Here is a 22,622-nt window from a genome sequence, read left to right on the forward strand (position 1 = left end):
GGACGGTCAAGTGAACGTCTTTCTGTTAATGGTCACATATAATATTGATGAATCGATTAGTTTCTGATAATATTATTTAAGTAAAGTATCAACCGTATACATATTTAGTATCAACAAGAGTTGACGTCAGAAAGCGTCGTGCGGGTGATTAAGGTGTTTTAAGTTGTGAGGTCACATTATTATGGGAGACATTTCGTCAATGTAAGGGGACGTGAGGTTACCTATAAATCGGCATAGGGAATGGAGTACGTGAGGTTTATGACATGTTCAAATTGTGGGGCAACATTGGTACCAGGACTGGATCACTGCCAAAATTGTGGTGCGCGGATGGTAAATGGGCCAGCCGGCAATACGGCTGATTTCGGTGACGGGATGGGGTTACCACTCTTAGTGGTGTTTGGTATTGCCCTGTTCTTTCCCGCCATGGTCTACAACCCGTTGGCGGTTCATTTTATTAATCGGCACCAGATGTTTAATATTCGAGATCGCGCTCGGAGGCTCATCTTCTGGACGTCCTGGCTGTACTCGGCGTGGACCATTTACGTTTTGATTATTTGCTGGGGAATGATGGACCAGTTGACCAAACACCGGGCGGATCAATTAGGTACGATTAGTGTTTATTTGGGGTTCGCAATCGGCCTGGTGATGGCGATTGAAGCCATCACTCGTGGTATTAGCGAGCGTAGCGTACGTGTGACTTTGGGCCATCTGGTGGCGATTTACTTTTTCTTTGTCTGGGCCGCCGTTTCCTTGTTCTGGGTTACCCAGATCTTTATGGCGTTTGCCCCCTATGGTGGATTTAACTAACCTTATGAAGCGGTTAGGTAATCAATGAGTCGTATCAATCAACTGGAGGGATTAAGATGAAAGTCAATAAACTGATGCTATCTTTGCTCATGGCCTTGAGTGTTTCTGCATTGACCGTGACAGCATTTGTTTCCGGGAGTACGACTAGTGCGGCTGCCAAGAGCAAGTCGGCTAAGGTCCTTAAGACGACTAATTATAAGTCGAAACATAAGGTTCATGTTCGGGGTGGATGGATGTATTCAAACACCAAATTGACCCATAAGAATCACCATATGACTAAGTATCTGTACACCAAGTTTTATGCCACCAAGAAGGTCACGGTTCGCCAGGCCAATGGTAAGAAAGCAACCTTGAATTACCTGAGGTCCAAGAATGGTAAGGTCAAAGGTTATGTTCATTCAACCTACGTCTGGAATCGATGGGGCTATGGCAAATATAGTGTGGCCGCTTACCGGAAGAGTGCCGTTGCCAGCATTAATCAGGATCGGGCAGACCAAGGCTTGCCGGCACTGAAGGAGACAGCCAAGTTGGACAAAATTGCTCAACGTAACAGTGACCGAATGCTTAAGGATGGTAAAAAGTTCAAGGTAAACGTCGAGGGGACTCCGCATGCTGGCTGGATCATCGATGATTACATTGCACCCAAGTCGAACCCGATTGTCCATTATAAAAACGGCTCACAATGGGGGGAAGGGTCCGATAATTCCTGGATGCGTCGGTCTGATATTAACCGAGATATTGGGGCCATTCCATACTTAATGAGCAAGAAGCACACGCGGATTGGTTTAGGCGGGACACAACATGGTGAAGCAATTTACATGTTTGTTCTTCTTTCCAACGACTAGTTTGTTGAAGAGTTCGCTGCCGGCGAGTGATTAGCGAGACGACATGCCAATGAGTCGCTCTCGTCCTTCTTGCCAGGATTGGTCAGCTTTGAAGTGGATCTTCTGCTAGGGTCCTCACATTATCGTGAGGGCCTTTTTTAATCGAGCGGGTCGGGGCCTCAGGGTGGATGAGAACGGGAATGGTTGATTGTTGACTCAGCGACTGGATTTCGGTTGTGTTCCCCGAGGGGTTGTTTTAAGCTGAAGATATGATGAGACATAAGGACGGGAATACGATGAAAAGACTAGGACAATTAAAGCTTTTTGACACGCTCTCAAAGAAAATGGTGGCGGGCTTCCTGCTGCTGATCACGATTGGGACAATCTTACTAAGCCTGCCGATTGCCACGGCAACGGGGATGCACACGTCGTTTATTAACGTGATCTTTACGGCCACTTCGGCAACCTGTATCACAGGCCTAACCGTGGTTAATACGGCCGCGCATTGGACCATCTTTGGCCAGGTCGTCATCCTGGGTCTGGCAGAGGTCGGTGCGTTGGGCTACATGACCTTTGCGGTGTTGCTCTTTAACATCATGCGGCGCAATCTTGATCTGTCGACACAACTGATGGTTAAGGAGTCATTGAACCTTGAAAACCTGAGTGACACGAAAAGTGTGATGAAGTACGTGATTCGACTATCCGCTATTTTCCAATTTGGTGGTGCCGTTTTACTCGCCTTGGACTTTGTCCCCCGGTTCGGTTGGCAACATGGGCTGTATGTCTCGCTCTATCATGCGGTCATGTCTTTTTGTAACGCCGGTTTTGACGTCTTCGGTAACAGCTTGATGGGGTTTCGTCGGGACAGCTATTTGTTGATTGTGACGATGGTTTTGATTGTTGCCGGGGGGCTCGGTTTCCTGGTCTGGCGCGATCTGCTACTCTATCACAACCGGAAACGGTTAAGCTTGAACTCCCGGTTAACGTTGGTAACGACTGGTTCACTTTTCGTTGTCGGCTTCCTCGTGCTCTTCGTTACCGAACACAATCTGGCTATTTTCCAGGATAGTTCCTGGTTAGAACGGACCATCAACACGTTGTTCCTAAGCGTGACGCCTCGAACAGCGGGACTCATGACCTTTCCAACGACTAGCTTACATGCCGGGACCCTGTTTATTCTTATGATTCTGATGTTTGTTGGGGGGACGCCTGGTTCAACGGCCGGGGGAATTAAAACCACGACGTTTGGCGTTTTAATGCTCCAGAGTATTGCCCAGTTGCGGGGTAAGAAGGACGTCGAGTTCAGTCATCGGCGGTTCAGTCAGGCAAATATCAATCGGGCACTCATGCTGGTATTCCTAGCCAGCGTGGTCATTGCAGCGGCGACGTTGATTCTGACGCAAACGGAAAGCATCCCGCGTGAGTTTGGTCTGGAGTATATTGTCTTTGAGGTCTTGTCGGCATTTGGCACGGTGGGACTTAGTCTCGGGCTAACCCCGCATTTAACGGTGATTGGTAAGCTCGTCATTATGCTCTTAATGTTTATTGGTCGGGTCGGCATCTTCACCTCGCTCTACTCATTATCAAAGCGACAGGCAAAGGTGAACCAGATTCGTTATCCAGAAGAGAATATTTTAATCGGCTAGGAGTGTAGACATGAAGAAAAGTTTTGCAGTACTAGGGTTAGGGCGGTTCGGCCAGAGTGTCGTGCAGACTCTGGCTAAAATGAAGCAGGATGTGTTGGCGGTTGATGTCAGAGAGGAGCCCGTCAACGAAATGATGGAGATCGCCACGCAAACCTTAATCGCGGACACGCGGGATGAAAATGTGCTGAAGGGCCTCAACATTGATACCTTTGACTACGTGATTATCGGGATCGGTAATAATATGGAAGCCAGTATTCTGACTACTATGTTAACGAAGGAACTGGGCGCCAAAAAGGTCATTGCCAAGGCTGAAACCAGTGATCACGGCCGGGTTCTTGAACGGGTAGGGGCCGATCAGGTCATCTTTCCTGAACGGGACATGGGGAAGGGAGTCGTGCGGAAGCTGCTCTCCAACCATATCCTCAAGTTTATTGACCTGAGTGATGACTATACGCTTGCGGAACTAGAAATTACCGATCCCCACTTTGTCGATCAAAGTCTGGTTGATCTAGCGCTACGCCAACGGTTCGATTTGACCGTGATTGCGATTCAACACGGGCATGACATTAATATTTCTCCCGAGCCAACCGTGATTATCCAACAACATGATATCTTAACGGTGGTCGGTCCGGTTAAGGGCGTTGCCGCCTTGGATGAAACGCTGAAGGCTTAGCTCGTTATAAGTATGAAAAGTAGCAGACACACTGGCTTAGTCCGGCGTGTCTGTTTTGCGATCAGGGATTAATTAATGAGAGATAAGTGGCAGATAACACGGCCAAAATCACAAGGCAAGCGCAGGCGATCGCACTGAGATGATTGTCCGGCCAAGATTTATATTGACATCTTCACAAGTGAACATTAAACTATAATAAGTTGTTTTCATCATATTCTCATTATTTGTGGAAGGAGGAGTTGTTATGCGTCAACCGCGACAACTTCTAATTAAAAAGCCCGTTCAACAAGAGTTGAAGCAGCGGACGGGGCTGGAAAAAACGTTAACGGCCTTTAGTCTGACGACCATGGGTATCGGAGCCATCGTTGGGTCAGGGATTTTTATCACCCCTGGGCTAATTGCGGCTAACTATACGGGTCCTGGCGTGATGTTGTCATACTTATTGGCGGTGGTCGTGTGTGCTATGGCGGCACTGTGCTACTCCGAGTTCTCGTCAACGATTCCCTTAGCGGGGAGTGCCTATACCTATGTTTATGCTATTTTTGGCGAACTAATTGCCTGGCTTTTGGGCTGGGCCTTAATCTCTGAATACTTATTTGCGGTATCCTCGGTCGCCGTCAGTTGGTCATCGTATTTTCAAAATCTGTTGCAAGGTTTTGGGATTAAGCTCCCCGCATTTCTCTCGGCCGCGGCCGGGACTGCCGGTGTCAAAGGTGGGGGTGTCGACATTGTAGCCCTGGTGGTAACGATGCTCGTTGCTTGGCTACTTTCCAAGGGAATTCGTGAATCTGCCCGAATCAATAACATCATGGTTATCGTTAAGATCCTGGTTATCTTGCTTTTCATTGGGATTGCCATTTTCTACGTTAAACCGGCCAACTACAAGCCGTTCCTGCCTTTCGGGGCAAAGGGGATCGTTAAGGGGGCTGCCGTGGCGTTCTACGCCTACATTGGGTTTGATGCCGTTTCGACCGCGAGTGAAGAAGTTAAAAACCCCAAGCGAAACATGCCCATCGGAATTATTTCATCCCTGTTGGTGGCGGCTGTGTTATACGTCAGCCTATCTGCGGTTTTAGTGGGGATTGTTCATTACTCCAAGCTAAATGTTGCCGACCCGGTCGCCTTGGCTTTAAGCCTGATTCATCAAAACTGGGCAGCCGGAGTGATTTCTCTGGGGGCCATCGTGGGGATGACCACGGTCCTCATCGTCATGTCATACGGGGGAACTCGCTTACTATTCGCGATTAGTCGGGATGGCTTGTTGCCAGCACCCTTGAAAAAATTGAATCCTAAGACGAAGGTCCCCGTCATCAACACCTGGATCTTTGGAATTGTTGCCAGTGCCTTTGCGGCTTTCATCCCAATTGATAAGATTGCCGAGTTGGTTAATATTGGGACATTATCGGCATTTGCCATGGTTTCTCTGGGAATTGTTTTTCTTCGGCATGATGAACGTTTTCGTGGCCTGGATACGGCCTTTAAGGTGCCCGGTTATCCTTACCTGCCCATCATTTCCTTTTTGGCCTGTGTTTACCTGATGTCGCAGCTTCAAGCGTTCACTTGGGAAGCCTTTGGCATTTGGGTCGTGATTGGACTGATTGTGTATGCTACCTATGGCTATCGTCACAGTCGGGTGCGTAACGCTGCGGTAATCGACGATAGTGAGCCCTCTTAAGCAATCGAATTTAAGCAATGTGTCGGTCTTGAAACGTTGGCGTTACTGTCTTTTGCAGTAACGCTTTGTTTTTTGGTAAAGGTTGCGTAAAAAACAGAAAACGTTAAGTCTCAACCTCTATAATAGACAAGTCGATTAACAATGGATAAATTTAAATAACTCCGCCGCAAATCAGGCGGCTGAAGGGTGGCTAACCAAAATATGGAGAAGCGACAACGACCGAGACGGAAACGACATCCCATTCGGAACACGATTTTGTTTCTAGTCCTCGCACTGCTTGTCGGAGGAACAGCCTACGGCATGCAAAAATATCAAAGTTTAAAAAATTCAGTCAAGAGTTCGTATAAGGCTTCCGGAGTGAAAAAGCTACGGAACGTCGACGAGCAACTGTCCAATAAGAAACCGGTGTCCATTCTCTTGATGGGAACCGACACGGGGGCCCTGGGCCGCAGCTTTACCGGCCGGACCGATAGTATGATGGTGGTGACGATTAATCCTTCGACGAAGAAGACCACTATTACCAGTATTCCGCGGGATACGGCGGTGAATATCCCAGGCTTTGAAGACTATGGTACCTCAAAGATTAACGCGGCTTACGCTTATGGGAAGTCGAAGACAGCGATTACGACCATTCAAAAGATGTTGAACATCCCCATTGATTTTTATGCCATCATCAATATGGGGGGGATGGAAAAGATTATCAACGAAGTTGGCGGGGTTGATGTGACGCCTACCCTGAGTTTCAGCTATGGCGGTTATACCTTTAAGAAGGGCGTTGAAACGCATATGAACGGGAAACGGGCGTTGGCCTACTCCCGGATGCGTGACGATGACCCTAAGGGGGACTATGGTCGGCAGACGCGGCAACGGAAGGTCATCATGGCCTTGTTGAACAAGTCCGGCTCTGTCTCAACGTTGTTGAACGAATCCTTCATCAGCTCGTTATCGAAGACGACGCAGACCGATTTGACCTTCAATGACCTGACGGCCTTGGCACAAAACTACCGGGCGGCGACGAAGCACATCACAACCACTCATTTGCAGGGGACCGGCACGACCATCGATGGTCAAAGTATGGAAGTCGCCTCGCAGACCGAATTACAACGAGTCACGGATTATATCCGCAAGGGTCTAGGCTTGAGTAAGGCCGATACGGGCACCATTGCCCAGATGGATAAGGCGTCCAGTGATGATTCCGGGAGCAATGCGACCGGCGCCGATAACGGCAACGGCGCATCGGGTTCTAATTATTAGATCTGATACTTAATTAACCAAAAAAACCAGGCCTTCTCGAATGAGGAGGCCTGGTTTTTTTGGTTAAGGATAGCCTTAGTAGCCACGACTGACATCAACGAGATTGACAGTCAGTTCATGGTCGGTCGTCCAACTAGTTAAATTATCTTTGAGGTAGCCGAAAATTGGTAAGGTATTTTCGGCAGCGAAGCCGGTTTGATGTGGTGTGATGATGACGTTAGGGTAATCCCACAACCGCGAAGTCTTTGGTAGGGGTTCCGTTTCGAAAACGTCTAGGGCTGCGTGTAAGACGTTTTGATAGAGGAGAGCGTCCATTAACGCAGCCTCGTCTACCGACTTGCCCCGACCAACGTTAACGAAAACCCGTAAGCCATCTAAGTGTTTGAAGTAATCCCGGCCAAAGTAGTGGTCGGTGGCCGAGGTGGCCGGCATGGCATTGATCACAACATCGGCATCTTTCACAAGGCCAGTGTCGTCGGCCAGAGCCACGGCTCCTTGAAAGCCGGTGACGCCGTGACCGGTTCGGTTAACCCCAAATGGATAGTTGCCGAAACCGTTCAGCAGGTTGGCAATGGCTTGACCAATGCTACCGGTACCATAGATGACAATCTTTTGGTTGCTGAGTAGGCCCAGATCACTACGCGCCGGTCGTTGCCAGAAGTGGCCAGCTTGATTCTTCACGGATTCGTTGAAACCGCGAAGGAAGTAAAGGAGATAACCGATGGTCGATTCGGCGATGGCGCCCGAGTAAGCGCCACTGGCATTGGTCACCCGAATCTGGTGTGCCTTAATCCAATCGAGAGGAAGGTAGTCAACCCCCGCACTTGCGGTTTGAATCCAATGAATTGTATTAGCAGGATTCTGTAAGACTTTCGGGCCATGTTCCCGGTGCCAACCAAAAATCACGGTGATCCCGGTGGCCGTTTCCCAGTCGTCAGCTGGAATAACTTCAGCACCAAGGGTCGTGAGTTCCTGAGCTTGGTCTGAGGTTAAAGGTTGAAATGCAAGTATCCGTTCTGTCATGTGAAAGACCTCCTTCGACATTTCTGTCACCTTCATTTTATCACGTCATTCGCTGAAATGGCCGTCAAATTCCGTGGTAGCCGGAAATCCCTGCCAAACGAACTGCACATATTTTAAAATGTGTTACCAAACGAAACGTCAAATCATCGTGGTGGGGCGCAAGTTTATTCAGGAAGTTTACAATTTTGACACCCAATCATTGAATATTGACTTATCAGTCGATATAATGAAGACAAGTTAGCAATTATTTATTTACACTAGTGACGTTCGGGGAGGTTAGAATAATGATAAATCTTGGTCTGGATATCCTTGGCCTCGCACGATTTCAATTTGGGATGACCACGGTCTTCCATTTCTTCTTTGTGCCATTCTCAATTGGATTGGCGTTTGTGGTTGCTGTGATGGAAACCATGTATGCCATTAAGGGCGATAAGGATTACAAACGGATGGCCCAATTTTGGGGTAAAATGTTTCTGTATAGCTTTGCCGTTGGGGTGGTTACCGGGATTATCCAAGAATTCCAATTTGGGATGAACTGGTCGGAATATTCTCGTTTCATGGGGGATATCTTCGGGGCACCATTAGCCATCGAAGCACTGGCAGCGTTCTTCCTGGAATCAACGTTTATCGGGATGTGGATGTTTACCTGGGACCGCTTCAATAAGTGGGTCCACACGCTATTTATTTGGCTCGTTATGTTCGGCTCTTCACTTTCTGCTTTATGGATTCTGGCGGCTAATAGTTTTATGCAAAATCCGCTGGGTTACATTATTAACGCTAAGACGGGACACGTTCAAATGGTCAGTTTTGCCAAGGTTGTGGGTAACCCGCAACTTTGGAATGAATTTCCTCACGTGATTTTCGGGGCATTCGTGACCGCTGCGTTCGTTATCGCCGGCTGTTCGGCCTGGCGATTATTGAAACGAGATCACGTGACCTTTTACCGGAAGTCCTTGAACGTGGCCTTGGTCATTGGCCTCATCTTCTCGCTGGGTTCCATTGCCAGTGGGGATTTGCAAACTCGTTACTTAATTAACAATCAACCCATGAAGTTTGCCGCAATGGAAGGCTTGTATAAAGATTCCACCAACAAAGGGGAATGGGCGGTTGTTTCTGGTTTTGATACTAAGAATCACAAAACCACTTGGTCCGTTGATGTGCCATACGTCTTGAATTTATTGAGTTATCACAAGATGTCTGGGACCGTCAAAGGGATGAATCCCATTAACCAAGAAATGCATGCTAAGTATGATAAGAAGTTTGGCAAGGACATGAATTACTATGTGCCAACCAACACTTTATTCTGGAGCTTCCGAATCATGGCTGGTGCCGGCGCCTTATTTGCCCTGTTAGCTGTGGTGGGGTTGATTATGAATCGTAAGCGTTCGCAAGCGATCATGCGGCAACGATGGTTTCTTTATATCTTGGGCCTGTGCCTCTGGTTGCCATTCGTGGTGAACACCGCCGGTTGGTTTGTCACTGAATTCGGTCGTTACCCATGGATTGTGTACGGGTTATTGACGATTGCCGACGCGGTTTCGCCGAATGTCTCAGTGGCTTCCTTGCTCACCACCAACATCGTTTATTTCTTGATGTTTGCGACGATGGGCTTCATTATGATTGTTCTCTGTCACCGGACCTTGAAGGCCGGGCCAGACTCGGATAATACGGATGGCTATGCATCCAGTGATACCGACCTCGATCCATATTCAAAGGGGGCGTTCAACCATGACTAATTTACAATTCATTTGGTTTATTCTGATTGGCGTCTTGTTCAGTGGGTTCTTCTTCCTGGACGGTTTCGACTTTGGGGTCGGCATGCTCATTAAGAGCTTTGCCAAGACAGACGCCGAACGTGACGTGGTGATCCGGACGATCGGACCTCACTGGGACGGTAATGAAGTTTGGCTGATTACCGCCGGCGGGGCGATGTTTGCCTCGTTCCCAATGTGGTACGCCACCTTGTTCTCCGGCTACTACCTGGTCCTGTTCCTCATCTTGGCGGCACTGATCTTCCGGGGAGTCTCGTTCGAATTCCGAGCTAACATGGAAACCGCTCGGTGGCGGACATTTTGGGAATGGGCGGCAACGATTGCCAGTCTAGGAGCAGCCTTCCTGTTTGGAATGCTGTTTACCTCCATGATTGCCGGAATGCCTATCGATAAGAATGGGGATATGACCGCGCACTTCTTTGATTATGTCAACCTATTCTCGTTGGTTGGTGGGATTGCGGTGACGGTACTCTGCCTCGTCCATGGGTTGAACTTCGTTCGTCTGAAGACGGATGGGGAGTTACGTGATCGAGCATTGACTTGGAATAAGGTCTTGTATCCCGTCCTGTTTGCCGGTGAAGTCTTATTCGCCGTTCTACTATTCTTCTCCACCGATTTCTTTGACAAGAAGCCGATGAGCACGACTGGCATCGTTGTGGCGTTGGTCATCTTCACGGTACTGGCTTACTGGGGTGTGTTGAAGAACCACGAATGGTTGTCGTTCGTTGGTAGCGGGTTATCGTTGATTAGCGTGGTTGTGCTCATCTTCAATGGGCTGTTTCCACGGGTCATGATCGCCAACAATCCAGCTAATTCACTATTAATTAAGAATTCGTCTAACTCACCATATACACTGCACTTGATGACCATTTTAACCTTTAGTATTTTACCAATTGTGTTAATCTACTTCATCTGGAGTTACTGGGTCTTTTATAAGCGGTTGTCATCGCCGAAACAAGAGGCCTAAACCCGCGTTATAAAAGCGTCAGTCCTCGGCTGTCGATACTCGATATATGCCTAGAAATGCAGTATCATGGCATTAAGAGTTATCACGGTTCGAGGGGGGCGCTTTTTTTGATCGATCAACGAGTGTTTAAGTTTCCAGGAGTCAAACCGGCGGCAGCCATTGCGGCGGTGTTGACCCTGATTCAAGCAGTGATGATTATTTTACAGGCCGTATACTTATCGGCAGCAATTGTCCACCTTTGGCATCAACAGGCCATTGGGACGATTGTGCAGCCCTTGGCGGTATTTGCCGTCACTTTTTTGGCGCGACATCTACTAACCATTATGAAGAGTCGGACCCTCTATCCATTTGTGGAGCAAACCACCAAAACGCTGCGAAAACAATTCATGGGGAAACTATTCGATTTAGGCCCCCAGGTCGTTGCCCAAAATGGGACGGGGAACGTGGTGACAATGGGCTTGGAAGGTATTGATAAGATTCAGACCTACCTGATGATGATTATCGGTAAGGTCCTGGACCTCAGTCTGACCCCGTGGCTGGTCTTGATTTACATCGCAACTATTCGGTGGCAGGCGGCCGTTTTTCTACTGGCCATCTATCCATTAATCATTCTGTTTATGGTGATTCTCGGCCTCGCTGCGCAAGCCAAGGCCGATCGGCAATACGCCGGGTACCAACGCCTATCGAATCACTTCGTCGATACGTTGCGGGGCCTGCCGACCTTGAAACAACTGGGTCTTAACGAGCGATATGCGGATAACGTTTATCACGTCAGCGAGGATTATCGCAAGAAGACCATGGCGACGTTAACCATTGCCATGACCTCAACGTTTGCTTTGGACTTCTTTACCACGTTGTCCATTGCCATCATCGCCGTTTTTTTAGGATTCGGGTTGATGGACAATACCTTGCAGTTATTACCCGCACTGATTATCTTGACGCTAGCGCCAGACTACTTTGCCCCCATTCGCAACTTTGCTAATGACTACCATGCCACCTTGAATGGGAAAAATGCATTGACGGCGGTCCTGGACATTTTGCAACAACCGGTGCCTAAGGATCGTAACCTATTGCCGGAAAAGGCCCCAGTCTGGACGGCAGGGGACGAGTTGTGCTTCGATCGGGTCTCCGTGGCCTATGGGGATGCGGAGACAACGTTAACGGACTTAAGTTTTAAAGTTAAGGGCTTTGAGAAGGTTGGAATTATTGGCGCCTCGGGTTCGGGCAAGTCGACCCTGATTAATACGCTTGGTGGTTTCCTAAGCCCCCAAGCGGGGACCATTCAGGTTCGTGGCACCCAGGTGCCACATCTGGACCAGACCAGCTGGCGCCAGAGCTTTGTCTATATTCCCCAGGCCCCGTACTTATTTCACGCATCACTCCGTGACAACTTGGCGTTCTACCACCCGCAAGCCGGTCTAGCAGCGATCGAGACTGCGGCCAAGCGGGCGGGGTTAAGCGATTGGATCGCCACCTTACCGGCTGGTTTGGATACTGCTATCGGAGAGGGGGCCCGTGGCGTCAGTGGCGGTCAAGCACAACGGATTGCCCTGGCCCGGGCGTTCCTCGATGATCGACGGCGCGTGTTGTTGTTTGACGAGCCGACGGCACATTTGGATATTGAAACGGAAATCGAATTGAAGCAGGCGATGATGCCGGTCTTCGACAATCACCTGGTCTTTTTCGCCACGCACCGGTTGCACTGGATGAATGAGATGGACTACATCCTGGTCATGGACCACGGACGGATCGTCGAGCAGGGAACCCCAACGGAATTGGCCCAACAAAATGGCGCCTACGTTCGGTTGCGGGCCGAAATGGGAGGAGGTGTCAAACCTTGAAGAGCTTCTTAGCCACGTTTAAAAACGATCACTGGGTGATGCCTTACCTTCGACGGTATCGGCGCTTGCTGGTGTTGGTCTTATTCCTAGGGTTCATGACCTTCTTCTGTGGTGCGGCACTGATGTTTAATTCCGGTTACCTGATTAGTCGAGCGGCCACGCATCCTTATAATATCTTGATGATTTACGTCCCAATTGTTTTGGCCCGGGCCTTTGGGATCGGTCGGCCGGCCTTTCGGTATGCGGAACGACTAACGAGTCACAACTGGGTCTTACGGATTGTTTCGGATTTTCGGAAGCGGCTTTACCAATCGGTTGAACGACAAGCCGTGGCGATTCGGCAGAACCACCAAACGGGGGATGTGTTGAGCATTCTGGCCGAGGATATTGATCATATCGAGAATCTTTATTTGCGGACCGTTTTCCCGCTGGTTATCGGGTGGCTGTTGTATCTGTTCGTGGTTTTAGGCATTGGTTACTTTAACTGGGCGTTTGGTCTGTTGATGCTCTTGCTCCTTGGGGTGATCGTGGTTGTGATGCCATTGATTTCGGTTAGCGCCAATGGTCGCCGTGAATTTCAAGCCCGGCAGGTACAGCGGACCTTCTATACGCAATTGACCGATGCCGTTTTGGGACTGGGTGACTGGTTAATTTCCGGTCGACGCCAGGATTTTCTAGCTCAACAGGACCAACCCATTGACCAAATTGCGGATCTGCGGCGAGCGGACCACCATTTTCAATGGTGGCGTAACCTGGCCATCGAATTAGTCTTTGGTGCCGCCATCATCTTGATTGTTTGGTGGGCGGGCCTGACCTTTACACACAGTCAAGCGCAAGCTAACTGGGTTGCGGCGTTCGGCCTAGCCCTCTTTCCAACGATTGAACCCTTTGCGGACATGAGCCAGGGAGTCAGTGAGTGGCCCGTTTATCGAGAGTCGATCCGAAGGGTTAATCATCTAGATGATCAGCCGGTTAAGCATGTCGAGCAAAAAACGATTGGGACGCTAACGGACTTGACCGTGGACCATGTGGCGTTTACTTACCCTGGGTCCGATCGACAGGTGATCGCTGACCTATCCCTGACGCTGCATCCAGGCGAGAAGTTAGCCTTGTTGGGGCCCAGTGGAACGGGGAAGAGTACCTTGTTGAAATTGATCTTAGGCGATGCCACCCCTCAGAAGGGGACCGTCACGTTGAATGGGGTGGGCATTGACCACCTTCAGGAACAACGGCCCCAACTCTTTGGTGTGCTGGACCAACAGCCGTACCTCTTCGATACGACGGTGATGAATAATGTACGGTTGGGAAATTTGAACGCCACGGATGACCAAGTTCGGGCCGCCTTGAAGGCGGTCGCGTTGGATGACTTGATCGAACGCTTACCGGCGGGCTTGGAGACACAGGTGCATGAGGCCGGTAGTCGCTTCTCTGGTGGCGAACGCCAGCGCCTATCGTTGGCACGCATTCTGTTACAGGATGCCCCGGTGATTATTCTAGATGAACCAACGGTAAGTCTCGATCCCATTACGGAGCGCGATCTACTGGATACGGTCTTCCGGGTGCTTAAGGATAAGACCATTATCTGGGTTACCCACCATCTGGCCGGAATCGATCATGTTGATCAGGTTCGGTTTATCGAGGATGGCCGGTTCGATATGCAGGGGACCCCGGCGGAACTCTATCGGAACAATCCTCGGTTCCAAGCACTCTATAACTTGGATCGTGGCCAAAAATAATTGAATAGTTATTAAAAAACCGCCAACCCGATTTGTTTCGGGTTGGCGGTTTATCGTGAGTTGTTTTAGTGGTCGCGGTGCAGAAGGTGTGTCGTGAGTTGTCGCAGGGCAGTTTGTGTGTCGCCGGCCGGTAACTCGTCGATGAGGCTGAGGGCCTCGGCAGTTTTTTCCTGGGCTAGTTGGCGACTGGCCGCAACCCCATGATGGGAAATGACCATCTCTTGAATGGTGGCAATGTCCGTCGCCGAAAGATCTTGTTTCTTCTTCAATAGTCGATGGAAGTCCTGGGGGGCGTCCGGAATGGCCAGGATTAGTGGTAGCGAGTAAACGCCAGAGCGCAGGTCTTCTAAGACCGGCTTGCGGGTCTTGGCGGGGTTACCGGCATAATCCAGAATATCATCTAAGATTTGATAGGCAATACCGATGGCTTCACCAATTTGGCGCGCCAATGCTTGAATAGCCGGACTGGTTTTAGCGAGGGCGGCCCCCTGAAAGCAGCTGAGTGAAAAGAGTTCGGCCGTTTTACCGGCAACCTCGTGGAGGTATTCGGCCAGGGTCGTCTTCTCTTGGTAGTTGAGAGCCATTTGGGCCAGTTCGCCTTGTAGAATCCGGTGCATGGCGTCGATATGAATTTGGATCAGTGTGAGATCGCGGGTTGATTTGAGAACTTGATTAAAGTAGACCGTGAACATAAAGTCGCCGGCGTAGATGGCGTTGCGTTGGCCGTACTTCATTTGAATGGTACGGACGCCCCGACGAGTTGGCGATTCGTCAATCACGTCGTCATGAATCAGCGTTCCTACGTGCAGAATTTCTAGTGCCGCGGCCCCAGCCTGAAGTTGGTCAGGCGTGGCCCCCGTTCCTAGACTGGCAAACAGGTAAAAGTAACCCGGCCGAAGAAACTTACCGCCGGATTCCAGTAGTGCGAGTATTTTATGATGGATTGGTGGGTTATCCAACTGGATCGCGTCCAACAAGTAACTTTGTAAGGCGGTCAATTGGGGTGCCACAATTGGAAATTGTTGCCAAAGCTGTCGATCCATACGCTACCTCCCTGTATCCCCGATAAAATTCATATTACCGACAAGTGGAAACGTTGTCAAATAAAGGTTATGATTCACTTAGAATTCGTTATTAGGGGGAAGTAACATGACATGGCAAACCTTTTTGGAGCTGGTGGAGATTAAGGCAAAGATCGCGTCGATCTGGCCGTTCTTATTGGGCCTGATCTTTGTTCAGGCCAACCTCGGCCGGGTTAACTGGGTAACATCGGGGTGGTTCTTCTTAGCCATGGTTTTATTTAATATGGCGGTGGACATCAACGACAACTTCCAAGACTATCGTCGGGCCGGAACACAGGCGGCGGACTGGAAGCGTAAGACCAATATCATTGGGGTGCACGGCCTATCGCTGCGCTTGGTTGGCGGCCTCATGGTGACCTTTGCCGGTGTGGCCGCACTGATTGGACTCGGACTGGTCTGGTTGACGGGGTGGCCCCTTCTGGTGATGGGGCTGTTCTGCTTTGCGGTTGGCTATGCGTACGCCGGTGGGCCCCGACCATTATCGAGTACACCAACCGGCGAGTTTTTTGCCGGCCTCACCATGGGTTATATGATTACCTTGATTACTGTGTATTTAAATATTTATAACCGAGGGGGCCTAACTTGGGCCTTGGCGGGGCGCGTGTTCCTGGCGGCTGGTGTGGCCGTGATGGCGATTGCGGCCTTGCTATTGGCCAATAACATTTGTGATGAAGCAGAGGATCGCCAACTGGAACGCCGAACCATCGTTTACTATCTGGGCAAGCAACGAGCGCTATGGCTCTTTGCCGGTTTTTATATTGCCGGGTACGTCATGTTGATTCTGAGTGTGTGGCGGGGCGATCTGCCGGTTTGGAGCCTCCTGGCCCTAATCAGCATCGTTCCCGTATCCCGCAACATTTATCGCTTCTTCCAACGGCAGGTGAAGCGCGAAACCTTTATTCTTGCCGTGAGGAATCTCGCAATCTTGGCCCTGACGACCGTGCTCGCCGAGGTCATTGGCCTGTGGTTCGTTTAAGCATTGGTAAATGTCAGGGGGTTCACATTGTTTTTTTAAGGATCAATCGGGTAAAATAGACTTAAACCAAACTGGAGGGTCAATGACAGTATGAAAATATTGGAAGATCGAATTCGTCGCGACGGGACGGTATTACCCGGAGATGTTTTAAAGGTTGATAATTTTCTAAATCATCAGATTGATCCCCAATTGATGGATGAACTTGGGGCCGAGTTTGCCCGGTACTTTGAGGACGTTGGTGTGACCAAGATCTTAACGGTTGAATCGTCCGGGATTGCCCCGGCTGTGATGGCAGGGCTGCACCTGAAGGTTCCGGTGATCTTTGCCCGTAAGCACAAGAGCCTAACCTTAACCGACAACCTTTACACGGCCAAGGTTTACTCGTATACCAAGCGCGTGACCAACGACATTTCTATCGATCGTCGTTTTCTATCGACAACCGACAAGGTACTCATCATCGATGATTTTTTAGCGAATGGTCAGGCTGTGCAAGGCCTGTTGGACATTACGACCGCAGCGCAGATTCCCGTTGCCGGAGTTGGCGTGGTGATTGAGAAACGGTTCCAGAAGGGACATGAATTGGTAAAGGCCGCTGGCGTGCCATTGGTGGCCTTAGCCAGCATCGCCGCATTCGAAGACGGCCAGGTGGCCTTTTCACAAGATTAGTTGACGCCACCGCTTGTCTAAACGGTTATTTAACTTTAGAATTAATCATAAAGTAACTTTATAAAAGTGAGAAAGTAGGGAGCAAATTGGCGAACACAGTCTTATATCCTGGAGATACGATTGGCGTGATTGGCAGCAGTGCCAACGCCGCAATGTTAGTGACAACGGCTCGGAAGATGGGGCTTCGTGTTGGCGCGTATGGTGCCGACGAAACCAGTGAAGCTCTGCAATTGGCCGACTTTAAGGCCGTTGGTAGCAACAAGGATCGTGACAAGTTGCAGCATTTCGCCGAAAGCTGTTCAGCTGTCGTCTATGACTCCGAACAGGTTAGCACCAGTGTCGTGAATTTCCTGGGTAGCTACACGCAGGTTCCACAGGGAAGCGATATGCTTGAGATGATGCAAGATCGGCTGTTAGAGCGGGCTTTCTTCGAACAGCTAAACGTTAACATTGCACCGTATGCCACGATCATTAACCTGGATGATGTCTATCAATCCGTTAACTCCATTGGGTATCCTTGTGTGTTGAAGCCAATTCAAAAGGAGTGGTCCCATGGCCGCGAGTTGGTCATTCGGACGCAGACCGATATTGCCAAGGCCGCCGGTCTGTTGGACTGGGGGACGTACATCCTCGAGTCACAGATTGCCTACGAACGGGAGTATTCAATCTTGGTTGCCAGAGACCAAGCTGGCGACCAACAGGCCTTTCCAATTACGGAGGTTCAATCGGTCGATGACCGGCCACAGATGACCTGGGTTCCCGCCCAGGTCGACGATGCAGTCGCGGGTGAAATGCGGCGGATTGCAGGCGAAGTTGCCAAGCATGTCAACTATGTTGGGGTTTTCGAGGTGTCCTTCTACCTCACGGCTAGTGGAGCGCTTTACGTTAAAAAGATCGTTCCGGCACCCAGTGAAACAGGCTATATCTTTGCGGATGCCACGACGGTTAACGAGTTTGATGAGCACTTGCGGGCCATTGCAGGCTTGCCGTTAGCTGAGCCCAAGTTGCTGACGCCGGCCGTCTCCGCAACGTTTACGACGGCCCAACTGAGTGCTATCCGGACACAATGGCAGCTGAAGTCGGACTGGCACTTTACCTTTTACCATTTGCGAAAGCAACCCGATGATGCGGCGATGGGTCATATCACAGTGCAGGGCCATACCACAAAATTATTATTGGACCAGTTAGACGATACCGGTATCTGGTCACCAGCCACCGATACCGAATAGCAACCCTGGCAGCGAGCGATTTTCGACTAACGAGAATCGCTTTTTTTATGAAAAGTATCCCAAAAATTGGACGGAACGGCTCAGCAGAACGTATGTTTTTTTGCTATAATGGTCAAGACTAAAGACAGAGAGGATTGAGTTCACGGTGGCAGGAGAAGAATTGTTGACAGGTATGAATGATAAACAAACGGAGGCCGTTTTACAGACGGAAGGGCCGCTGCTCGTTTTGGCAGGTGCCGGTAGTGGCAAGACCCGGGTGTTAACGCATCGGGTAGCGTACCTGATCGAGCATGAACGCGTTATGCCATGGCGAATTTTGGCAATCACCTTTACCAATAAGGCGGCCAAGGAAATGCGGGAACGAGTCATCAAATTGCTGGGACCAGATGGTAGCGATGTCTGGGTTTCAACGTTCCATGCTCTGTGTGTCCGGATTCTACGACGCGACGCGGACAAACTTGGTTACACGCGGGCCTTTACCATTGCGGACTCTGGTGAGCAGCGAACCTTGGTTAAGCGGGTGCTGCAACAACAAAACTTAGATACTAAAAAGTTCGATCCCCGAGCCGTCCTGGGGGCTATTTCGAATGCCAAGAACGCGCTGCAAACGCCAGCAATGATGCGTGAAGCTGCCGGCAATCCCTTTGAAGAAACGGTCGCAACAGTTTATGAAAGTTATCAGCGCGAGCTGCAAGCCAATCAAGCCATGGACTTCGATGACCTGATCATGCTGACCATTAAACTGTTAAATCAAGAGCCAGCAGTTTTAGATCATTACCAAGAAAAGTTTCAATATATTCATGTCGATGAATACCAAGATACGAACGATGTCCAGTATACCCTGGTCAACATGCTGGCTAAGAAGCATGGTAATCTCTGTGTCGTGGGGGATGGGGATCAAAGTATTTACGGCTGGCGTGGCGCCAATATGGAGAATATCTTAAACTTTGAGCACGACTATCCAGATGCTCACGTGACCTTATTGGAACAGAATTATCGGTCGACCAAAACGATCTTACGTGCCGCTAATGATGTTATCCAAAAGAACGTGAACCGGAAGAAAAAGGACCTGTGGACGGAAAATCCGGATGGCGATAAAATTGCTTATTACCGGGGCCAAAATGAAAATGATGAGGCCCATTACGTGGTGGCCAAGATTCAAGAAGAACGCGAACAACATCATCGCGGCTACGGTGACTTTGCGGTCCTGTACCGGACCAATGCCCAATCCCGGGTGATCGAAGAAACTTTGGTGAAGGCCAATATTCCGTACACGATGGTTGGCGGTCACAAATTCTACGACCGGAAAGAAATTCGCGATGTGCTGGCCTACCTGACGTTGGTTGCTAATCCCGCCGACTCATTGAGTCTGGAACGGGTGATCAATGAACCTAAGCGGGGAATTGGGACAACGAGTGTCGAAAAACTCCGTGAATTCGCGGAATTTAACGGCTGGTCGGAGCTCGAGGCGACCCGGAATGTTAGCCTAGCGAATAACCTGGGCACGCGGATTCGGAATGCCATGGAAAAGTTTGGACTGACCATTCAGAGTGTGGCCACGGATGCGCCGACCATGAGCGTCTCAGACATTACTGAGGCCTTGCTAGACAAGACTGGGTATTTATCCACGCTTAAGGCTTCCAAGAGTCTAGAGGCCGAGACGCGGGTTGAAAACATTGAAGAATTCCTGTCCGTAACGCAAAAGTTTGATACGGACTGGGATAATGCCGATCACGATGAGGACGAAGACCGACTAGTCGAATTCCTCGCTGATTTGGCATTGGTCTCCGCTCAGGATGATGTGGACGAAGAGCCTGCCGAGGTGACCTTAATGACGTTACATGCCGCCAAGGGGCTGGAATTCCCAGTGATCTTCCTGATGGGACTTGAAGAGGGGATCTTTCCACTTTCACGGGCTATGTTGGAAGAAGACGAATTGGAAGAAGAACGGCGCCTGGCCTATGTGGGGATTACCCGGGCTCAGGAAAAGCTTTACCTGACGAATGCCTATTCACGGATGCTGTATGGCCGGCGGCAAAATAATCCTGAGTCCCGGTTCGTCACCGAGATTGAACCGGAGTTGTTGCACCTCGATTACAGTGAAAATCAATCCGGCCTGACACCGGGCCGTCGAGACGTGCCATTCGCCCGACGAACGGCTAGTGCCGTGGCCAAGCCTTACTCAGGTAAGACCGGTCGAGTGACCACCAATACGGGGACCGGTGCAGGTTCTGTCAGCTGGACGGTTGGCGATAAGGCCAGCCATAAGAAGTGGGGCGTGGGGACCGTTGTTAAGGTCAACGGGACCGGTGAGGACGCCGAGTTAGATATCGCTTTCCCAGAACAAGGGGTCAAGCGGTTGTTGGCAGCCTTTGCGCCAATTAAACGAGTCGAATAGGTTCTTGTGGGAGGGAATATGAATGACTGAAAAACCCATTAAATCCTTAACGGCCGCCGCTGCGGCGGATGAAGCGGCCGATCTACGTCCCCAGTTAATTCAATGGGGCAAACAATACTACGATGCCGACACACCGTCGGTTGAAGACGACGTCTATGACCGGGTTTACGCCCGGCTAGTGGCCTTGGAAGCGGCTTTCCCGGAGATCATTACGCCGGAATCCCCAACACAACATGTTGGTGGCAGTTCCCGCGGTGATCTTCCCAAAGTGGCCCACCCGATTCCCATGTTATCCCTGGGGGACGTGTTCTCGATCGACGAACTGACGGAGTTTGATGAACGTCTGCGGGCTAACGTTGAGGAAGATTTTGATTATAATTGTGAATTGAAAATTGATGGTCTAGCGGTTTCATTACGTTACGAGGACGGTATCTTTATCCAAGGCTCGACGCGTGGAAATGGTCAAATTGGGGAAGACATTACGGCTAATCTGAAAACAATCGACTCGATTCCGAAGGTTTTGAGTCGACCGCTTACCATTGAGGTGCGGGGTGAATGCTACATGCCCAAGGCGGCTTTCTTAGCCTTGAATGAGCGGCGTGAAGCAGCCGGTCAGGCACCGTTTGCCAATCCACGTAACGCTGCTGCCGGCAGTCTTCGCCAGCTGGATACCCAGGTGACGGCAGACCGAAAGTTGGCGACGTTTATGTACAATATTGCCGACTATGAGCCGTTAGAGACCCGAACGCAAAGTGGCTTGCTGGATGAGCTGGCAGGGCTCGGTTTCACCACAAATCCGACCTATCGCGTTGCCCACAACATGCAAGACGTGGCGGCCTACATCGATGATTACCAGGGGCAACGTTCCGACTTGGCCTACGGCATTGACGGGATTGTAATCAAGGCCAATTCACTTCCCTTGCAACGGGAGCTAGGTGCCACAGTTAAGGTGCCTCGGTGGGCAATTGCCTATAAGTTTCCTCCTGAGGAAGTGGAGACAACCGTCTTGGATATCGAGTGGACGGTCGGGCGCACGGGAATTGTGACGCCGACCGCCGTGATGACCCCGGTGGCGTTGGCAGGAAGCACAGTGGCCCGGGCTTCGTTGCACAACCCCGACTACCTGCAAGCCAAGGATATTCGGATTGGAGATACCGTCTTGCTCCACAAGGCGGGGGACATCATTCCGGAAATTTCCCAGTTTGTTGCGACGAAACGACCAGCGGATGCACAACCGTATCCGATCCCCACGACCTGTCCGTCATGTGGGGCTGAGCTGGTTCATCTGGACGAAGAAGTGGCGCTACGCTGCATCAACCCCCGGTGTCCAGCGCAACTAGCGGAGGGCATGAATCACTTTGCCTCGCGAAATGCCATGAACATTGCCGGCTTAGGGCCACAGATCGTGGCCCAGTTGTTCGACCGACAATTGGTCGACGATGTGGCCAGTCTGTACCGACTGACGGCGGACCAATTGTTAACTTTAGATAAATTTGGTGAGAAGTCGGCCCAAAACCTCTTGACAGCCATTGATAATAGTCGCAATAATTCATTAGAACGTTTGTTATTCGGTCTAGGGATTCGGCACGTAGGGGCCAAGGCCGCTCGTTCGTTGGCAGCAGCTTTTGGTGATTTACAACACTTGATGGCGGCTAGCAACGAAGAAATTTCGGCGATCGACACGGTTGGCGGGATCATTGCTGACAGCGTGGTGACCTATTTTGCCGATGAACACGTTCAACAGTTGGTGGCTGACTTGGAGAAAGTGGGGGTTAACCTCACCTATACCAGTGGCGCAACTGCTAGTGTGGAACCGAGTGAATTCACGGGCCAACGCGTTGTCTTGACGGGGAAACTTCAAGAATTAACTCGCCCGGAAGCGACGGCTTGGTTGGAAGAGCATGGCGCAACCGTCACGGGTAGTGTGTCGAAGAAAACCGATCTCCTGATTGCGGGTGAGGCGGCTGGAAGTAAATTGACCAAGGCCCAATCACTGAATATTCCCATTTGGAATGAGACGCAGTTACAAGCGGCTATGAACGAAACGAAATGA

17 protein-coding genes are annotated in these 22,622 nt (G+C 50.2%); 15 read left to right on the top strand and 2 right to left on the bottom strand.

Going from position 1 to position 22,622, the window contains the following annotated elements; all coding sequences use genetic code 11:
* Positions 1-258: 258 nt before the first annotated feature.
* The 6 genes from LSE01S_RS02450 to LSE01S_RS02475 all read left to right on the top strand — a co-directional run bounded on the left by LSE01S_RS02450 (position 259) and on the right by LSE01S_RS02475 (position 6,879).
* The gene (locus tag LSE01S_RS02450) at positions 259-807 is read left to right on the top strand and encodes a hypothetical protein (protein ID WP_156470449.1); all 549 of its coding nucleotides are present in this window, start codon (positions 259-261) and stop codon (positions 805-807) included.
* 56 nt (positions 808-863) lie between these two features.
* On the top strand, positions 864-1,652 hold the full coding sequence (locus LSE01S_RS02455) for a CAP domain-containing protein (protein ID WP_061776043.1): 789 nt from the start codon (positions 864-866) through the stop codon (positions 1,650-1,652).
* Positions 1,653-1,927: 275 nt separating this feature from the next.
* Positions 1,928-3,277, top strand: a complete 1,350-nt coding sequence (locus tag LSE01S_RS02460; protein ID WP_061776044.1) for a TrkH family potassium uptake protein — start codon at positions 1,928-1,930, stop codon at positions 3,275-3,277.
* Positions 3,278-3,287: 10 nt separating this feature from the next.
* On the top strand, positions 3,288-3,950 hold the full coding sequence (locus LSE01S_RS02465) for a potassium channel family protein (protein WP_061776045.1): 663 nt from the start codon (positions 3,288-3,290) through the stop codon (positions 3,948-3,950).
* Positions 3,951-4,194: 244 nt separating this feature from the next.
* A complete protein-coding gene (locus tag LSE01S_RS02470) occupies positions 4,195-5,625 on the top strand; it encodes an APC family permease (RefSeq protein WP_061776046.1) in 1,431 nt (476 codons plus the stop codon).
* Positions 5,626-5,826: 201 nt separating this feature from the next.
* Positions 5,827-6,879, top strand: coding sequence for an LCP family protein (locus tag LSE01S_RS02475; protein ID WP_061776100.1), 1,053 nt, complete (start codon positions 5,827-5,829; stop codon positions 6,877-6,879).
* A 75-nt stretch (positions 6,880-6,954) separates the two neighbouring features.
* Here the strand turns inward: LSE01S_RS02475 and LSE01S_RS02480 are convergent, their stop codons facing one another.
* A complete protein-coding gene (locus LSE01S_RS02480) occupies positions 6,955-7,902 on the bottom strand; it encodes an NAD(P)-dependent oxidoreductase (protein WP_061776047.1) in 948 nt (315 codons plus the stop codon).
* Positions 7,903-8,186: 284 nt separating this feature from the next.
* Between LSE01S_RS02480 and LSE01S_RS02485 the strand changes: the two genes are divergently transcribed.
* From LSE01S_RS02485 to cydC, 4 genes are all read left to right on the top strand, one after another.
* On the top strand, positions 8,187-9,638 hold the full coding sequence (locus tag LSE01S_RS02485) for a cytochrome ubiquinol oxidase subunit I (protein ID WP_061776048.1): 1,452 nt from the start codon (positions 8,187-8,189) through the stop codon (positions 9,636-9,638).
* Positions 9,631-10,641 carry a cytochrome d ubiquinol oxidase subunit II gene (gene cydB / locus LSE01S_RS02490; RefSeq protein ID WP_061776049.1) on the top strand — a complete coding sequence of 337 codons (1,011 nt, stop codon included), beginning with the start codon at positions 9,631-9,633 and terminating at the stop codon, positions 10,639-10,641. The genes LSE01S_RS02485 and cydB overlap by 8 nt, the downstream gene beginning before the upstream one ends.
* Before the next feature lie 107 nt (positions 10,642-10,748).
* On the top strand, positions 10,749-12,482 hold the full coding sequence (cydD, locus tag LSE01S_RS02495) for a thiol reductant ABC exporter subunit CydD (protein WP_061776050.1): 1,734 nt from the start codon (positions 10,749-10,751) through the stop codon (positions 12,480-12,482).
* Entirely contained in the window at positions 12,479-14,218 is a 1,740-nt protein-coding gene (gene cydC / locus LSE01S_RS02500; RefSeq protein WP_061776051.1) for a thiol reductant ABC exporter subunit CydC, read from the top strand. Before cydD ends, cydC begins: the two co-directional genes overlap by 4 nt.
* Before the next feature lie 65 nt (positions 14,219-14,283).
* Here the strand turns inward: cydC and LSE01S_RS02505 are convergent, their stop codons facing one another.
* Positions 14,284-15,261 carry a polyprenyl synthetase family protein gene (locus tag LSE01S_RS02505; RefSeq protein WP_061776052.1) on the bottom strand — a complete coding sequence of 326 codons (978 nt, stop codon included), beginning with the start codon at positions 15,259-15,261 and terminating at the stop codon, positions 14,284-14,286.
* 106 nt (positions 15,262-15,367) lie between these two features.
* Here LSE01S_RS02505 and LSE01S_RS02510 point away from each other — a divergent pair, with 106 nt between their 5' ends.
* The 5 genes from LSE01S_RS02510 (at position 15,368) to ligA (ending at position 22,622) form a co-directional block, all read left to right on the top strand.
* Entirely contained in the window at positions 15,368-16,276 is a 909-nt protein-coding gene (locus LSE01S_RS02510; protein WP_061776053.1) for a 1,4-dihydroxy-2-naphthoate polyprenyltransferase, read from the top strand.
* A gap of 90 nt (positions 16,277-16,366) precedes the next feature.
* Positions 16,367-16,942: a xanthine phosphoribosyltransferase gene (locus LSE01S_RS02515; RefSeq protein ID WP_061776054.1), complete on the top strand. Its 576-nt coding sequence runs from the start codon at positions 16,367-16,369 to the stop codon at positions 16,940-16,942.
* Between the two features lie 86 nt (positions 16,943-17,028).
* Positions 17,029-18,171, top strand: a complete 1,143-nt coding sequence (locus tag LSE01S_RS02520) for an ATP-grasp domain-containing protein (protein ID WP_061776055.1) — start codon at positions 17,029-17,031, stop codon at positions 18,169-18,171.
* A gap of 145 nt (positions 18,172-18,316) precedes the next feature.
* Complete coding sequence (gene pcrA / locus LSE01S_RS02525) at positions 18,317-20,569, top strand: DNA helicase PcrA (protein WP_156470450.1); 2,253 nt, start codon at positions 18,317-18,319, stop codon at positions 20,567-20,569.
* 22 nt (positions 20,570-20,591) lie between these two features.
* A complete protein-coding gene (gene ligA, locus LSE01S_RS02530; protein ID WP_061776056.1) occupies positions 20,592-22,622 on the top strand; it encodes an NAD-dependent DNA ligase LigA in 2,031 nt (676 codons plus the stop codon).

The sequence above is a fragment of the Levilactobacillus senmaizukei DSM 21775 = NBRC 103853 genome (assembly GCF_001592085.1).
Lineage (GTDB): Bacteria > Bacillota > Bacilli > Lactobacillales > Lactobacillaceae > Levilactobacillus > Levilactobacillus senmaizukei.

What these genes read in the sequence shown, in the direction of transcription:
- LSE01S_RS02450 (WP_156470449.1), top strand. Translation starts at nt 259, where the DNA reads ATGACATGTTCAAATTGTGGGGCAACATTGGTACCAGGACTGGATCAC.
- LSE01S_RS02455 (WP_061776043.1), top strand. Translation starts at nt 864, where the DNA reads ATGAAAGTCAATAAACTGATGCTATCTTTGCTCATGGCCTTGAGTGTT.
- LSE01S_RS02460 (WP_061776044.1), top strand. Translation starts at nt 1,928, where the DNA reads ATGAAAAGACTAGGACAATTAAAGCTTTTTGACACGCTCTCAAAGAAA.
- LSE01S_RS02465 (WP_061776045.1), top strand. Translation starts at nt 3,288, where the DNA reads ATGAAGAAAAGTTTTGCAGTACTAGGGTTAGGGCGGTTCGGCCAGAGT.
- LSE01S_RS02470 (WP_061776046.1), top strand. Translation starts at nt 4,195, where the DNA reads ATGCGTCAACCGCGACAACTTCTAATTAAAAAGCCCGTTCAACAAGAG.
- LSE01S_RS02475 (WP_061776100.1), top strand. Translation starts at nt 5,827, where the DNA reads ATGGAGAAGCGACAACGACCGAGACGGAAACGACATCCCATTCGGAAC.
- LSE01S_RS02480 (WP_061776047.1), bottom strand. Translation starts at nt 7,902, where the DNA reads ATGACAGAACGGATACTTGCATTTCAACCTTTAACCTCAGACCAAGCT.
- LSE01S_RS02485 (WP_061776048.1), top strand. Translation starts at nt 8,187, where the DNA reads ATGATAAATCTTGGTCTGGATATCCTTGGCCTCGCACGATTTCAATTT.
- cydB (WP_061776049.1), top strand. Translation starts at nt 9,631, where the DNA reads ATGACTAATTTACAATTCATTTGGTTTATTCTGATTGGCGTCTTGTTC.
- LSE01S_RS02505 (WP_061776052.1), bottom strand. Translation starts at nt 15,261, where the DNA reads ATGGATCGACAGCTTTGGCAACAATTTCCAATTGTGGCACCCCAATTG.
- LSE01S_RS02510 (WP_061776053.1), top strand. Translation starts at nt 15,368, where the DNA reads ATGACATGGCAAACCTTTTTGGAGCTGGTGGAGATTAAGGCAAAGATC.
- LSE01S_RS02515 (WP_061776054.1), top strand. Translation starts at nt 16,367, where the DNA reads ATGAAAATATTGGAAGATCGAATTCGTCGCGACGGGACGGTATTACCC.
- ligA (WP_061776056.1), top strand. Translation starts at nt 20,592, where the DNA reads ATGACTGAAAAACCCATTAAATCCTTAACGGCCGCCGCTGCGGCGGAT.